This is a genomic window from Shewanella indica, assembly GCF_033842865.1.
GTDB classification, from domain to species: domain Bacteria; phylum Pseudomonadota; class Gammaproteobacteria; order Enterobacterales; family Shewanellaceae; genus Shewanella; species Shewanella indica.
Genome location: NZ_JAWXXR010000001.1, coordinates 3,705,780 through 3,721,665, shown reverse-complemented (window position 1 = coordinate 3,721,665; position 15,886 = coordinate 3,705,780). Strand labels below are relative to the sequence as shown.

Annotated in this window: 13 protein-coding genes; 5 read left to right on the top strand and 8 right to left on the bottom strand. The window is 54.0% G+C overall.

Translation table 11 applies throughout. From position 1 onward, the window contains the following. Positions 1-156: 156 nt before the first annotated feature. The 8 genes from SIL79_RS16695 to cmoA all read right to left on the bottom strand — a co-directional run bounded on the left by SIL79_RS16695 (position 157) and on the right by cmoA (position 8,939). Positions 157-1,053, bottom strand: coding sequence for a LysR family transcriptional regulator (locus SIL79_RS16695; RefSeq protein ID WP_144361516.1), 897 nt, complete (start codon positions 1,051-1,053; stop codon positions 157-159). 58 nt (positions 1,054-1,111) lie between these two features. Next, on the bottom strand, positions 1,112-2,182 hold the full coding sequence (locus SIL79_RS16690) for a DUF3541 domain-containing protein (RefSeq protein WP_238398911.1): 1,071 nt from the start codon (positions 2,180-2,182) through the stop codon (positions 1,112-1,114). After that, on the bottom strand, positions 2,142-3,980 hold the full coding sequence (locus tag SIL79_RS16685; protein WP_319619615.1) for a M3 family metallopeptidase: 1,839 nt from the start codon (positions 3,978-3,980) through the stop codon (positions 2,142-2,144). The genes SIL79_RS16690 and SIL79_RS16685 overlap by 41 nt, the downstream gene beginning before the upstream one ends. After that, complete coding sequence (locus SIL79_RS16680) at positions 3,952-4,899, bottom strand: alpha-L-glutamate ligase-like protein (RefSeq protein ID WP_039032903.1); 948 nt, start codon at positions 4,897-4,899, stop codon at positions 3,952-3,954. The genes SIL79_RS16685 and SIL79_RS16680 overlap by 29 nt, the downstream gene beginning before the upstream one ends. A 1-nt stretch (position 4,900) precedes the next feature. Then, positions 4,901-6,406 carry an inactive transglutaminase family protein gene (locus SIL79_RS16675; protein ID WP_039032904.1) on the bottom strand — a complete coding sequence of 502 codons (1,506 nt, stop codon included), beginning with the start codon at positions 6,404-6,406 and terminating at the stop codon, positions 4,901-4,903. Positions 6,407-6,414: 8 nt separating this feature from the next. Next, on the bottom strand, positions 6,415-7,179 hold the full coding sequence (locus SIL79_RS16670) for an ATP-dependent zinc protease family protein (protein ID WP_039032905.1): 765 nt from the start codon (positions 7,177-7,179) through the stop codon (positions 6,415-6,417). A gap of 63 nt (positions 7,180-7,242) precedes the next feature. Continuing rightward, on the bottom strand, positions 7,243-8,211 hold the full coding sequence (gene cmoB, locus SIL79_RS16665) for a tRNA 5-methoxyuridine(34)/uridine 5-oxyacetic acid(34) synthase CmoB (protein WP_039032906.1): 969 nt from the start codon (positions 8,209-8,211) through the stop codon (positions 7,243-7,245). Then, positions 8,208-8,939: a carboxy-S-adenosyl-L-methionine synthase CmoA gene (gene cmoA / locus SIL79_RS16660; RefSeq protein ID WP_039032907.1), complete on the bottom strand. Its 732-nt coding sequence runs from the start codon at positions 8,937-8,939 to the stop codon at positions 8,208-8,210. Before cmoA ends, cmoB begins: the two co-directional genes overlap by 4 nt. 156 nt (positions 8,940-9,095) lie before the next feature. On the opposite strand from cmoA, the gene SIL79_RS16655 reads away from it, so the two are divergent. From SIL79_RS16655 to ruvA, 5 genes are all read left to right on the top strand, one after another. Then, complete coding sequence (locus SIL79_RS16655) at positions 9,096-11,903, top strand: diguanylate cyclase domain-containing protein (protein WP_405130442.1); 2,808 nt, start codon at positions 9,096-9,098, stop codon at positions 11,901-11,903. Between the two features lie 188 nt (positions 11,904-12,091). After that, entirely contained in the window at positions 12,092-13,873 is a 1,782-nt protein-coding gene (gene aspS, locus SIL79_RS16650) for an aspartate--tRNA ligase (protein WP_039032908.1), read from the top strand. 106 nt (positions 13,874-13,979) lie between these two features. After that, positions 13,980-14,726 carry a YebC/PmpR family DNA-binding transcriptional regulator gene (locus SIL79_RS16645; protein ID WP_039032909.1) on the top strand — a complete coding sequence of 249 codons (747 nt, stop codon included), beginning with the start codon at positions 13,980-13,982 and terminating at the stop codon, positions 14,724-14,726. Positions 14,727-14,737: 11 nt separating this feature from the next. Further along, positions 14,738-15,259: a crossover junction endodeoxyribonuclease RuvC gene (gene ruvC / locus SIL79_RS16640; protein ID WP_039032910.1), complete on the top strand. Its 522-nt coding sequence runs from the start codon at positions 14,738-14,740 to the stop codon at positions 15,257-15,259. Beyond that, positions 15,256-15,873 carry a Holliday junction branch migration protein RuvA gene (gene ruvA / locus SIL79_RS16635; protein WP_039032911.1) on the top strand — a complete coding sequence of 206 codons (618 nt, stop codon included), beginning with the start codon at positions 15,256-15,258 and terminating at the stop codon, positions 15,871-15,873. Before ruvC ends, ruvA begins: the two co-directional genes overlap by 4 nt. Positions 15,874-15,886 lie beyond the last annotated feature (13 nt).

Below are 15,886 nucleotides of genomic sequence, written 5' to 3'. Positions count from 1 at the left end.
TCAAAACCTCAATAATACTGTGTGAAAAACAAGCACTATAGTGTGCTTCCGGAGCTGTTCGAGTCTTTTTCTAACTGATATTTGTGACGTCATACCTTACGGACACAGGGTAAATATGAAGTTGCTCCGTTTCTTACTATTTATAATGAGCCAGATTTATACTGAGCCGGATTTATGTTGAGCCAGGATCAGTGATTCCAGCAGCTTACAGGCCGGGCCTTGTTTATCTCTCTGTGGCACCACCAGACTGAGCAGTATCTTGCGGCTGCTGGAACCTTTGAGACTGAGCCGTACCAACTCTCCATTTTCCAGCTCCTGCTTGACCAGATGCGCCGGGATCCAGCAAAAACCTATGCCTTTGGCCAGGATCACCTTGGCTTCGTGGAAGTTGCTGACGGTCCAGCGCTGCTCGGCCTTGAGCCAGCCGATTTCCAGTTGACTATTGACGCCGGTATCTTTGATCACAATTTGCAGATGTTGGGCCAGCACTCTGTCGTCTTCAATTTCCACTTGGGCCGCCAGCGGATGGGAAGGGTGGCAGAGCAGGTAGAAGTTCAAGTCGCAAAGGGGCTCTGAGATATACCCCATGGGCGGGGTACCGCAAATCGCAATATCCACCTGATGGTTTTTGATCATCTCCTGAGTACCGCTGATCACAGTGTCCCGCACTGTGACCCGGGTTCCGCGACTCTGGGGCAGAAAGGCGGCCAGCGCCTCGGTCAGGGTTTCCATGGGGTAGACCAGCTCCCTGGCGATGCTCAGACTCGGCTCCCAGCCCTGTTCCAGATTGCTGGCGAGCTGCTCCAATTCCCCCACAGCCTGAGTGACGTGACGAGAGCGGCGCAGCAGTACTTCGCCGCATTCTGTCAGATAGGCCTTGCGGCCGCGCACTTCGAGGAGTTGGATCCCCAACTGATGCTGCAGCTTGGCAACAGCATGGTTGAGGGATGACTGGCTCTTGTTGAGCTGCTCGGCAGCCTGGGCGTAACCACCGAAGTCGACGACGGCCTGCAGGATCCGCCACTGTTCCAATGTGGACTTGGGTCTGTTCATTTTCTAAAAACTCGTCAGATTTCGGCCTATCATGGGTGGAAACTGCCAGTTTTTCAAACTATTTAGCCTTTTTCGTCGACTCGGTCGCCTGTTTGACCGACTCGAGTGGCGTCACCTGCATCGGCAGGTATTTCCGGGTCGCCTTGAGCTCACTCAAATAGGGGCCTTTATGCAGTTTTTCCGGCCATTTGAGCAGCATCATCGCCAGCACATTACGGTGTTCACCCAGGGCCAGCGCCGGGTTGCCTTTGGGGGAGCGAATAAAGTCCACCTCAGGATCGAAGGACTTGATGATGTGCGCCTGAGTGGCTTTCACCATGGGATGATCTTTGCCCTTGCCGGCGAGCAGATAGCTTATTCCTACTTCGGCAATAATATCGTCGGTGGCATCACTGAGGATCCGCTGGCGGTTGGCTTCGAAGTAGTCGAGGATCCAGGCGAACTCCTTGGTATCTACCGGGTGCTGATAGTATTCACTGGCGGCGAAGATAAAGTGAGTCAGGCCATAGAGCTTATTGCGATATTGTGCCTTACTGAGCTTGCCATCCTCGGCATCCGGGTAGACACGTTTGAAGGCGGCTTTGTAGTCTTCCAGGTAATCGCCAACGCCAAGTTGCTTGGCCCAGTAAACATAATTGATCAGCTGCGCCGCCCAGGCTTCAATCATGGCTTCGTCGGTCAAGCCGTGCTGCAGATCTGTACTCTTGAGCCCTTTGAGCAACTTGTCGTGGCAGGGGCCGGTAAAACCAAACTCATTTATACGGCTGGCGTAGCGCAGCAGCACATCGGTATAAAACAGAAATTCGGGGAAGGGTTTGAGCGCTTTTTTGCGTGCCTTGGCCCGGGGGCCATTGCCCAGTTGGGATATTGCCTTGAGCGATTCACTTTTGACAAATTCAGGGTCGTCCAGTTGGCAGGCATAGAAGCTTTGCGCTTCAGTAACCGCAAACAGATCCACCAAGGCGGCGTTGGCGTACTGCTCGTCACCTGTCATCCGATAGAGGCGGATCCCGTAATGGCCCTGCACCCTTGGGGGCAGCTGGTAGAGATGTTGCTCCAGATTCTGCTGAATGCGTTGATAAACCTCATCAGCGCTGGGCTGGCTCTTGGCGGCCAGGGTACTGCTCATCACTCCCAGGCAGAGGGCAAGTGTCAGTTGACCGGTTCTCTTGAGTATTGGCATCGCGTATCCTCCGGATGAGTGTGGCCGCATCGGCAGCGCCAAACAGGCTTTGCAAACGGGCGGCCATAGGTTGGGCTGATTCGTTGACCAGCAAGAGATCAAATAGTTGCGCCGGGTTGCAGCCCCGGGTGTGAACATCTATGGCTCTGGCAAGTTGCTGTTGCCAGAGCCCGAGATAATAGAGCGGCCCCTGAACGCTGATGGCGCCAAAGCTGTAGCTATAATCACTGACTTCGGGCCAGGAGCCATTAAAACTGGCTTCAAACGCCTTGTGCAGCTGTGGGTATTGGCTGTTGCCAAAGGCTTCAAAGCTGGTGAGGGCCACTTTGGCACGAAACACCTTGAGCTGCTGCTGGTATTCTTCGGCCAGTTGTTCGCGCGAGCCGGGAGCCGGCTTGAGTGAAAATGCAAAGGCGCCGCTCAGATAGCGTTCCAGCCAGGCTTTGCCCACTCCGGCGCCATCCTGAGGCAACTCCAGACTGTTGTTGAGATAATAACGGCCGCCGCCACTGAGTTGGGCTATGGCGGCGCTCAGGGAAGAAACTGCGGTCTGATAATCTTTTAGCCTAAGTTGCTGAGGCTTAAGCACCAGCTCGCTCTGGCCGGTTTGTTGGCCGACAACAGCGCGGCGCAGCATTTTATGGCGGTTGTGTTTGCCTTCGCTGATAAGCAGTTCACCCAGCAGCCGACCATGGTGATACACCCTGAGCCAGTCGTCGTTAATCCGCTCTGCGGTTAATCCCAGCGGTTTGAGATGGTTAAACAGGGCTTTTAGTACTTCAGAGCCTTTGAGCGCGACCATTTCGGTCGAGTGGGCCTGTTGTAACTCACGGCCCAGATCCCAAGGGGCGTAATCCAGTTTTTGAGTGCTGGCATCGAGAAATTTGGCCACATCGCTTGGGGTACTCAGCAACTGAGAACTGAGTATAAAATCACTGTAGCTCGGGTAACCATGCGCTTTGGCTTGCTCCTGTCTGAGGGCAAAAATGGATGACAGCGGCAGTTGATTGCGTAATCTGGCGCGGCCCTGATAAGTGCGCCAAACCTTGGCGCGACAATCACTATCTGCCTGTTGCATCAAGTAAGAGGCGATATTGACTGCAAAAAAGCCGGGCTTTTGGGCTGATTGAGCGGCTTCCTGCTCCGCTGAATCCTCTTCGGGGTTGGAAGCCTGTTGCATGCCGGGCAGGGCACATTGTCCCAACTCCAGCTTGAGATCGTCACTGCGCATTCCCTGGCGAATGCTGGCCTGGGCGCCATGAAGACGGGCCTTTTCCTCTATGCCCAGATGTTGCTGCATCAACCAGTCCAACCTCTGGGCCAATGCCTGAAGCTGTGGCTCATCATCCTGGGTCAGTTCGGATGTCAGGCTTGTCAGCGCCGGTTCGCTCAGGAATCTATCCATGGTGTCGGCCAGTTTCAACTGACATTGCAACAGCAGCTCATGCTGTGCCGCTGACAGGGGGAAACTCCGATAATAACCGAGGCGGTCATTGATATTGTGCAGCCCTAGGGTTTGCCGCTCCAGCAGCTGCAGATCCTGAAATTCAGGTTGAAAATTGTTGCTGTATTCGACACATTGAGCCGTCAGCAAGGGGACGGCATTAGGCGCGGCCAGGGCAGGGGAAATGCCCGAGGCCATTGTCGATGCCAGCAGGGACGCCAACAACGACAGTGGCAGTCTGGACTTGAGGCGAGATGGACTCAGGCCGGAGTTAGCGGCTGGCAAAGTGCTTCTTGGCATAAGCGACCCGTTCTTCCACTGACATGGGTTTGCCTGTCATTCTTTCCACATGCTGCAGCCTTGGCAATATCCCCATGCCATTGGCTATCTGGATAGCAAGCCCGGGACGGGCGTTGAGCTCCAGCAGCAGTGGTCCCTTGTTTTGATCCAGTACCATATCGGTTCCCAGATAACCCAGTTCGCACATCTCATAGGCGCTCGAGGCCGTGTGCAGCAAGGTATCCCAGTGGGGCACCTCGATTTCAATCAGGTTACGCCCCGTGTCCGGATGCAAATCGACCGGGCGGTCAAACTGCACCGCATGCAGACCGCGGCCGGTGGCGATATCCAAGCCGACACCAACCGCGCCCTGGTGCAGGTTGGCCTTGCCATCGGAAGCGGCGGTGGACAATCTGAGCATTCCCATCACAGGAAACCCCTTGAATACTATCAGGCGGATATCCGGAACCCCTTCATAGCTGAAGCCATCGAAGACGGGATCGAATTCAATCAAGCCCTCGATAATGGCCACATCCGGCTTGCCACCGAGGGAGAACAGACCGCTGAGGATGTTGGAAACGTGGCGGTCGACCTCGCTCGGGGTGACTTCATTGCCATTGGGCTTATAGAAGCGACCATTCTCCACATGGGTGATCACCAAGATCCCTTTGCCGCCCGAGCCTTTGGAGGGTTTGATCACAAAGCCACTGCGATCTTTTACCTGCTCGGGAATGCTATTGATACCGTGTTGCTCGCGCACCACACCTATGAGATCGGGCACGGCAATATCATTGGCAAGCGCCAGTTGTTTGGTGGTGAGCTTGTCGTCCACCCGTTTGTAAAACTTGCGCGGATTGTAGCGGCCAATATAGTCGATATTGCGCTTGTTCATATTCAGCACGCCAGCGCGGCGTAGCTGCCATGGCCAGGCAAAATTCATTTTATTCTCCTGCCAGTGGCTTGAAGCGCTTGAGCTCCAGCAGTCGATAACCCGTGTACTGACCCATCAGCAGCACCAGCGCCAGGATCACCAAATGGATACCCAGGAAGTTGAACACCCAGTGCTGTACCCAAGTGGCGCTCATGGCCAGATAAGCCAGAGTGGCTACCAGAAGTGAACCGCCACCTTGCACCATCACCTCTTTGGCGCCTTCCTCTTCCCAGAGGATAGACATACGTTCAATGGTCCAGGCGAGAATGATCATCGGGAAGAAGGTGATAGTCAGGCCTTCACTGAGGCCAAACTTGTACGACAGCAGGGTAAACAGGCCAATAATGCCTATCACCACTATGATCACCGCCGATATTCGCGAAATCAGCAACAGGTTCAGATGCGATAGATAGGAGCGGATCATCAAGCCAAAGGCCACAATCAGCAGGAAACCTATCAGGCCGGTCAGCAGTGTGGTCTGGATAAAGGCCAGGGCGATAAGCACAGGCATAAAGGTACCTGAAGTCTTTATTCCTATGATAACCCTAAGGAATACCACCATCAGCACTCCGATGGGGATCAGCAAAATCCCCTTGAACAGGCTCTGCTCTTCCAGCGGCAGTTGGTAGAGAGAGAAGTCGAAGGCGCTGTTTTTGGCCATCATATCAATGGAGGTCGCCAGGGCTGAACGTGTGTCTTTCAGCATGGAGAAGTTGACCTGGGAGTTGCTGCCACCCAGTACGTCCAATACCGATTTGCCATTGCGCTCCCACAGCACCATGTTTTCCGGACGGCCCTCTGTGCCTTTGACCAGATCGAACAGGTGCCATTTACCGTCCTGATAGACTTCGACAAAGGGAGACAGTTGCTGCCGACGACGCTGATCTTCCAGATACAGACCATTGACTTCCTGAGTTGGAATACCGCGGCTATTGAGCATATGGACAAACAGTTTGGTGGGTGAGTTGGCCGACAGCAGCAGCTCTATGTTCTGACTGCGATCACGGCCGGCAATGGCGCGCATGATCTCACGGGCAAAAGAGAGGTTACCGGCACTGCGGGCCCAGGCTTCGTCCATCACCTGTTCGGCGGCGGCTTTCTCGGTCGCAGACCAGATATAAGGTGCCGGCGGCAGGGGTTCTTCCTGTGCCTTGAGTTCTTCTCGGCCTGTGGGGATCAGGGTGACCTTGTAGTAGAGGTCCTGTTGGCCATTGGCTTGACGAATCGACCAAAGCGCGCGGCGGCCCTGTTCATTGTTGCTGATAGTCAGGCCATAACCCGGGGAGGTGGCATTTTCCATCAAGACTTCAAATGCCGGGTCTTGTGGCAGGGAGAAAGAGACTTCTGCCGGGCCACCCGTACCCTGAAAACTCACCTTGGCATCGACAGCCCAACTTTGCACCTGCTCACCGGGCAGGAAGGGCACATTGTGTTCAATACCACGATAAATACTGGCGCTTAGCCCAACAATAAACAGCAGAGCTACCACCAGGTAGAAAGGTTTCCGTGAATGCATTACCGCTCCTATTTATGGCTCGAAATCACTAAGTCTTTGGCTTTGCCATGCAGATAGGCTTGGCCTACATCGACAACGGCTATGTCTTTCATAAACTTGCGGCCAAGCAGCAAAGGATATTCGAGGTGACTGCGGTCGGTAAGGTTAAGATCGGTTTCAGCGGCATATTTGCCTATTTTGAGGTGGGCGTGGATTACCGGACGACGATCGTCCTTTTCATCGGCCTCTTGTTTGATACGCACAAAACGCACCACCTTGGATTCGAAGGTTTTTCCCGGTGCATCTGCGCCATTGATCATCACATCGAATCTAACCCACTGGGCGCCGTCACGCTCAAACAGAATTATGTTGCGGGCATCGAGTGACGAAGATTCGGCGCCGGTATCGATACGGGTGTCGAAACTGGCATTCAATTCATCGATAAAGACGCTTTCGACTTCACCGAGAATATATTTGTCGCCAATAGGTGAAGCTTCGCAGGGCGCAGGCACCTGTACTTCCTTGATGGTTTCTTTGGGGGGCTGCTGCAGTTTCTTCATCTGCTGTTGCAAACTCTGAAGCTGAGTATTCAAGGCATCCAGATGCTGTTGCTGTTGATTCTGCGCCTGAGCAATCACATTGACTATGCTGGCTTCCTGAGAGGCGAGGTTGGACTGCAAGGTCTGGGCGTCGACCGGCACCGGGGCATTGGCCACTTCCTGAGTGCTGGCGCAGCCGCCGGCAAGTGTTGCCATGGAGGCCATGACGGCGATTGAAATCGTCTGTTTCAACATGTTGCTTCCTGTATTCTGTTTTCCAGATTGCGTCACTTTTATATAGGGCTCGGTGAGCTCGATTTACTTAATCGCGATAAAGGTAGCCCGTTTGGGAGCGGGGTAACCTTCCACTGTTAAATTGATGTCGGTCGGATCGAGGTAATCCACCAGAGATTCGTTGCGCATCCAGGGCGTGGAGCGTTGCTCGGCCAGAGATGTGACATCGACGTCGACACAGCGAACCTCACGAAAATCGCACTTCTCAAGCCAGAGTTGCAACGCGGCAACGGACGGGATAAACCATACATTATTCATCTTTCCATATCTATCCCGTGGCAGCAGTACGGCATTTTCATCACCTTCTATGACCAAAGTCTCCAAAATGAGTTCACCTCCGGTTCGCAATTGATCACGTAGTTGCAACAAGTGATCAATGGGGGAACGCCTGTGATAGAGCACTCCCATGGAGAACACGGTATCAAAGGCATCCAGTGGCGGCAGTTCTTCTATCCCCAAAGGCAGCAGGTGCACTGGCGGAGTGCCGCCTGTAAGGCGTTTGACCGCTTCGAATTGGCATAAAAACAGTGAGGAGGGATCGACACCGACCACCATTTTGGCGCCTTCACCATACATGCGCCACATGTGATAGCCGCTGCCGCAGCCTACATCCAGCACGGTTCTACCTGCCAGCGGGCTGATATGGGGCGCGACGCGCTCCCACTTCCAATCAGAGCGCCATTCGGTATCGATATGAATGCCGTGAATATGAAATGGTCCCTTGCGCCAGGGATGCAGTAACTGCAGCAGGTTTTCCAGCTTTTCCCGCTGCCCTGTTGCCAATTGCTCACCTGAACCTATGGTGACACTGTCTTTGAAATCCAGACGGTCGGGGGTGGGGTAGTTGAGCTTGGCGAGTACTTTTTCCCACTTGGGCAGGGCGCCGTGTTTGTGTTCTCTTTGCCAGTCGCCGAGTTTGGCCGGCAGTGTTTCCAGCCAATGCTGCAGATTGGAATCGGCAATCTGTTGATAGAAATTACTGAAACTGATCACTTGATAGCTACCATGGATGTGAAATTGAAGCACTGGAACCAGACACCGTAATGGCCAAAACCGGCCTGGGATAATCTGTTGTAGTGATTGTCGAGTTGATCGGGTTTCATCACGTTTTCCAGTGCGCTGCGCTTTTGGCTGATCTCCAACTCGCTATAGCCATTGGCGCGTTTGAAATCCAGATGATGTTCATCCAGTACTTGCTGGATAACTTCATCGCCGAAGCGGATTTTTTCCGACAGTACCAAGGCACCACCGGGGCGTAAGCCGGCATATATTTTCTGGATCAGGGTATCGCGATCCTCGGGTGGCAGAAACTGCAAGGTAAAGTTGAGTACCACCAAGGAGGCGTCTTCGATGGCGACATCACGAATATCACCACAAATAAGCTGCACTTGGGTATCGCTGACATAAGCATTGAGATACTCCTGACAGCGCTCGGTCATCGCCGGTGAGTTGTCGACGGCGATAATCTCGCAGCCCTTGCCTTCAATACGCCTACGAATACTTAAAGTCGCCGCGCCAAGAGAACACCCTAAATCATAGACTTTACTGTCTTGTGTCACAAAGCGTTCGGCGAAATCGCCTATGGTGTTGATGATCTGGCCGTAACCCGGCACAGAGCGACGGATCATATCGCTGAATACGCCGGCCACCCTATCATCAAAAGCAAAGTCTGAGACCTGACCGCAGTCAGTTGCATATATGGTGTCTTGAGAAGTGTTCATCTGAAATCTTGTGCGGGAAAATCAGTGACGTATTTTACCGAATCCCGCCTGAAAGCAGCAAGTGTGCTCTGGTAATTGACGCAAATTTTTTGTCTAATGATGCGGGAATAACAAAATAATTACATCGTCTTATCAGGAAATAAGCACTTGAAATCGCTGACCTCTCTTTTGAGTCTATTGTGGGTGCTCGTATGTCTGCCGCTGGAAGCGGCCACCCAAGATCTGTCTTCTGCCCCCCCTCTTGTCATCGTCATGGGGGAGGACAGCTATCCCTACCAATTTGTTGATGATGCCGGCCAGCCACGGGGGATATTGGTGGACCTTTGGCAGGAATGGAGCCGGGTCAATCAAAGACCCATCACACTAGTGGCGCGGCACTGGAACGACTCTTTGAAACAGCTCAAAGAAGGCAAGGCGGATGTGCACCTGGCGTTGGCGCTGACCCCGGAGCGCGAAGCAGAGTTTGAATTTGCCAAGCCCATCAGTCGTATTGACACCTACCTTTATCTGCACTCTGAACTAAGACGCAAGGACAGTTTCGATGAGCTGCTGCCGTATCGGATAGGGATAGTCACAGGCTCGTCCCACGAATCGGATCTTAAGGCGCAGCAGTCCGGCCTGTCATTTGCCTTATACCCAGGTCGCGACGCTTTGCTCAAGGCGGTATCCCGCGGAGAGATCAAGGTGTTTGCCGGCATGGAAGGGTATCTTCGTGATCGGCAATTGGCGCGCAGTATTGCCCAGCAATATCCAACCGCCAACAGGATGCTGATAAAGCACTCGCCGGTGGCGCCGGCTGTTGCCAAAGGCAGGCAGGCCTTGGTGGCCGAAATCGATAGTGGCTTTGCCCAGATTACTCCTGAGTTTATCGTCCAGACCCAGAGGCGCTGGCTGGGCTATCGCGCCGATCAGCATGGGATCACGGTTGCCATGCCACTGAATATGGAGCCGTTTTCCGATCTTGGCCCGGATGGTTTACCCCATGGCCTGTATGTGGATATCTGGCACAAATGGTCTGCCAAAACCGGGGTGCCGGTGGAGTTTGTTGCCGGTAGCATGAACAACACTCTGGAGCAGGTCAAGCAGGGGATTGTTGATGCCCATATAGGCTATCCGGAAAGTGATGACCTCAGCTCAGGACTCAAGCGTGCCTGGCACTTGCACACCCAAAACAGTCGGCTATTTCTCAAAGGGCAGGTGGTGGATTCGCCTGCACTTTTGGACGGCAAACGCTTAGGCATTTTCCCGTCATCACCTTATATCACAGAGCTGAAACAGGGCTTGCCCAAGGTACAGCTCAAATATTTCGACTCTCTCGATGCCATGGTCAATGCCGCCGACCGCGGTGATATCTCAGGCTTCGTCTCGCCCTCGGCCTGGACTCAGCACTACCTGTTGACTCATGGACTCTGGGCCGGTTACCAGCAAGCAAAAGCCTTGCAATTCAGCTCAGATATCTATGTGTTGACCCGCAGGCAGGACCATGGCCTGACCCAAAGACTGAGCGCGGGCTTTAATCTGTTGACCCGCGACGAGTTGGCGGCGCTGGAAAACAAATGGATGCTCAATGGTGACGATCATGTTTACAACAAGGAGCAGAGTCGGCTGCCATTGACTCAGGTAGAGCAGCGCTATCTTGAAAGCTTGCCCGAGCTTAAAGTGGGTTATCTCAAGGATTGGCCGCCCTTTGAATTCAAGGATGAGCAGGGGCAGTTTGCCGGAATTAATGCCGACGTGATGACCAGGGTGGCGCAACAGTTGGGGCTTAAACTCGCGCCCGTGGCTTTCGATGAGTGGCGCGATCTCCTCAAGGCGCTTGGCAGCGGCGATGTGGTGATGGCCGCCAGCCTGGCGGCGAGGGATGAGCAAGATGCTGCGCTGGCTTTTTCCGATGGTTATTGGCCATCGCCCTGGGCCATGGTATCCACTGTAAATCATCTGAATCTTTATAGCCTGGGGCAACTCAATGGCCAGCGGGTGGCGATTGTTGAAGGTTATCAGCTCGCCGGTGAACTTATGGCCAAGAGCCAGGGGATAATCCCGGTATTGGTGCCCGGCATGCGTGAAGGATTGGAGGCGGTCAACCAGGGAAGGGCGGATCTCTTTATCGATAAAGTGATATCGCTGGCCTCGGCACTTTCTACCGGGCAATATCCGGCACTGAAGATGAACCTGATAACCGATATGGCCGATCAAAAGAGCCATATTGGCGTCACGTCAGGCTACAAACCTTTGGTGCCTTTGATTAACCGGGTAATAAGCGGTATAGATGACAGCCAAAGGCAAAGGATCCATGAAAAATGGATTGGCACTGTGATTACCGACAAGAGCCAACAATATAAGGAGTGGCTTGGCTATTTTCTGCTGGCACTCTTGATTGCGCTGTTTATTGCACTGCTGGTGTTGCAGCTCAATCGGCGCCTCAGCCGGGAAACGAGCTTAAGGCGCGAGGCCGAGCTCAAGATGAAGCATCTTGCCAATCACGATCCGCTCACCGGCTTACCCAATAGGGCGCTACTCGATGACAGGCTGGAGCAGGCGTTTTTGCAACATGCCAGAGAGCAGGAGCGCTTTGCTGTGCTGTTTTTGGGTGTCGATGGCTTTAAGGCCATTAACGACACCTATGGCCATGAGGTTGGGGATAGAATGCTGGTACAAGTAACGGAACGCTTGGCTACTGTTATTCGCAAATCTGATACCCTGGTACGCTTTGGTGGCGACGAATTTGTGGTGATCCTCAATCGGATTCAGGATTTCGATGCTGTCTGCCAGGTGGCGGAAAACTTGATCCAATCGCTGGCAGGACCTCTTAAGTGGCAAGATATCAGTGTGCAGTTGTCGCTCAGTATCGGGATCAGCGTGTATCCGATGGATGGTGACAACGCCATCGAACTGCTCAAACGGGCCGATCAACTCATGTATCGCGCCAAGAAGGGCGGCGGTAACTGTTATCGCAGTGCCTGATTGTTGTTATTTTGAACGCTCGTGCCTTGACCTGGTTTCAGCCACTGGTCAAAGGGAGCAAACTGTTTGATACTTCACCGTCTGAAAGTGAAGTACTTTGGTAAGCGGCAGATTTTCTCTATAATGCCGCTCTTATCGTGTTGAATCGTTCCAGAGCTCAGCAGGCCGGAATAAAGGATATAAAGCAGATGCGCAGTCATTATTGTGGGGACGTAAACAAGTCCCACGTTGGACAAGAAGTGACCCTGGTGGGTTGGGTAAACCGTAGCCGCGACTTGGGTGGTGTGGTGTTTTTGGATCTCCGGGATCGTGAAGGATTGATCCAGGTAGTATATGACCCGGACTTGCCTGAGGTTTTCGATGTCGCCAGCACACTGCGCAACGAATTCTGTGTCCAGGTTAAAGGTGTGGTCAGAGCCCGTCCCGACAGCCAGGTCAACGCTCATATGCGTACCGGTGAAATTGAGGTGCTGGGTAAGGAACTGACTATAATCAACGCCGCCGACCCTCTGCCGCTGAGTATGGATAACTTCCAGAACAACAGCGAAGAGCAGCGTCTCAAGTATCGCTATCTGGATCTGCGTCGTCCGGAAATGGCCCAGCGACTGATTTTCCGCGCCAAGGTCACCAGTGCCGTGCGTCGTTTTATGGACAGCAACGGCTTTTTGGATATCGAAACCCCCATTCTGACCAAGGCCACGCCGGAAGGCGCCCGTGACTATCTGGTGCCAAGCCGCACATACAAGGGGCAGTTTTTTGCCTTGCCTCAGTCGCCTCAGCTGTTCAAACAGCTGTTGATGATGTCCGGTTTCGACCGTTACTACCAAATCGTCAAATGTTTCCGCGACGAAGACTTGCGCGCCGACCGTCAGCCTGAATTTACCCAGATTGATATCGAAACCTCTTTCATGAGCTCTGAGCAGGTGATGCAAAAGACCGAGGAGATGGTGCGCAGTCTGTTCCTCGAACTGCTCAACGTGGACCTGGGTGAATTCCCGACCATGACCTATGCCGAAGCCATGCGCCGTTTCGGCTCCGACAAGCCGGATCTGCGTAACCCGCTGGAACTGGTGGACGTGGCCGATCTGGTCAAGGATGTTGAGTTTGCGGTATTCAACGGCCCGGCCAACGATGTTGAAGGCCGTGTGGCGGTTATCCGGGTGCCGGGTGGCGCCGAGTTGTCCCGTAAGCAGATAGACGACTACACCAAGTATGTCGGTATCTACGGTGCCCGCGGTTTGGCCTGGATGAAGGTCAACGATCTGGCTGCAGGCATGGAAGGCATTCAGTCACCTGTGCTCAAGTTCCTCAATGAAGATATCGTTAAGGCGCTGCTGGAACGCACCGGCGCGCAAAGCGGCGATATCATACTGTTTGGTGCCGACAAGGCCAACGTGGTTGCCGAAGCCATGGGCGCGCTGCGTCTGAAACTGGGTGAAGATTTCAACCTGCTCCAGGGCGAGTGGGCGCCGCTGTGGGTGGTGGACTTCCCTATGTTCGAAAAGGCCGATGGTCGCCTGTACGCAGTGCACCATCCGTTTACCGCGCCGCGGGGCGTGACTCCGGCCGAGCTGGAAGCCAACCCGGCCGAGACGGTATCCGACGCTTATGATATGGTACTCAACGGTACCGAACTCGGTGGCGGCTCTGTACGTATCCACAATCAGGAGATGCAGGCCACGGTATTCCGTATTCTTGGGATCACAGATGAAGAAGCCAAAGAAAAATTCGGCTTCCTGCTGGAAGCGCTGCGCTACGGCACACCACCGCACGCAGGTTTGGCCTTCGGTCTCGACCGTCTGGTTATGCTGATGACAGGCGCCAGCTCGATTCGTGACGTAATGGCGTTCCCGAAAACCACTACCGCAGCCTGCCCGCTGACCAATGCACCGGGTGAGGCCAATCCACAACAACTGGTGGAATTGGGTATCAAGGTTGCCGAAAAGGCCGCCGACAAAGCTGAAGTCTGAATGACTGAGCTTGAAGTCATAAAAGTGTGAATCAAACCGGGGCATAAGCCTCGGTCTGTTTTTTTACCGGTCTGAATTTAAGCCGGTATTGAGAGGAGATATACCTATGGCAGGTCATAGTAAATGGGCCAACATCAAACACCGCAAGGCCGCTCAGGATGCCAAGCGCGGTAAACTGTTCACCAAACTTATCCGCGAGCTGACAGTTTCAGCCCGCGAAGGTGGCTCAGATCCGGATTCCAACCCCCGTTTACGTGCCGCTATCGACAAAGCGCTGTCCAACAACATGACCCGTGACACAGTCGATCGTGCGGTTAAGCGCGGTGCCGGTGAGCTCGACGGCCAGGCGCTGGAAACCGTTGTTTATGAAGGTTATGGCCCAGGCGGCACCGCCGTTATGGTCGAGTGCATGACAGACAACCGCAACCGCACTGTGACCGGCGTACGTAACGCCTTCAATAAGTCAGGTGGTAACCTGGGCACAGACGGCTCAGTGGCGTATCTGTTCACCAAGCAGGGCGTTATCAGCTACGAAGAAGGCGTTGATGAGGATGCCATCATGGAAGCCGCGCTGGAAGCCGGCGCCGAGGATGTGGTCAGCAATGATGACGGCTCTGTGGATGTATACACTGCACCTGCCGATTTCGGTGCGGTAAAAGATGCGCTGGATGCGATTGGGGTTGAAGCGGTGAATGCTGAAGTGACCATGGTGCCATCGACCAAGGCCGATCTGGATGAAGATACCGCCGCCAAGTTCCTGCGTCTTATCGACACGCTGGAAGATCACGACGACGTTCAGGAAGTTTATCACAACGCGGAAATTGCCGATGATGTGATGGAACGCCTCGGCTGATAAGGCGGACTATGGCGATTATTTTAGGTGTTGACCCTGGCTCGCGGATCACTGGCTACGGCGTGATCCAGTGTCAGGGAAGACACCAGATTTACCTCGGCAGCGGTTGCATTCGCACCAGCTGCGAGGACCTTCCCTCCCGTCTCAAACAGATATTCGATGGCCTGTCGGAGATTATCCGCCAATATCAGCCGGAGCAGTTTGCCATTGAGAAAGTGTTTCTGGCCAAAAATGCCGATTCGGCGCTGAAATTGGGCCAGGCCAGAGGCGCGGCCATAGTGGCGGCCACAGCGGCGCATTTGCCGGTGGCTGAATACACGGCAACCCAGATCAAAAGCGCCGTGGTTGGGACAGGCAGGGCTCAGAAAACCCAGGTACAACACATGATCCAGCAGCTGCTCAAACTGCCGGCCGCCCCGCAGGCGGATGCGGCAGATGCGCTCGCCGTGGCCGTGTGTCATTATCATACTTGCCAGAGTCTGGTTGCCCTCGGTGGCCGGGCAACGGCCCGCAGCTATGGAAGATACAGATGATAGGGCGTTTACAGGGAATATTGCTGGAAAAGCAAGCTCCGGAAGTGTTGTTGGATGTGCATGGCGTGGGCTATGAACTGCAGATGCCGCTGACCAGCTTTTATGAGTTGCCGGAACTGCAACAGAGCACCACTCTCTATACCCACTTTGTGGTGCGTGAAGATGCTCAACTGCTGTATGGCTTTATTACCAAGCAGGAAAGAGCGCTGTTCAGGTTACTTATCAAGGCCAATGGGGTCGGCCCTAAGTTGGCGCTGACCATACTGTCGGGGCTGACGGCGCAGGAATTTGTCAGCTGTGTCGAGCGCGATGATATCGCCACTTTGGTAAAACTGCCGGGGGTGGGCAAGAAGACCGCCGAGCGTTTATTGGTTGAGATGCGCGACAAGCTCAAGAGCCTGATGGAAGCCTCCAGCGGCAATGAGCGTGAGTTTGTGCTCAAGTCCAATTTTACCCCGGCAGAAGCGCCCAACAACGCCGAAGAAGATGCCATTGCAGCCTTGCTCTCTTTGGGTTATAAACCCGCCCAGGCCAGCAAAGCGGTTTCCAGCGCCTTTGTTGAAGGCATAGATTCAGAAACCCTGATCAAGGCCGCACTCAAATCCATGCTGTAACATGGAGCGGATA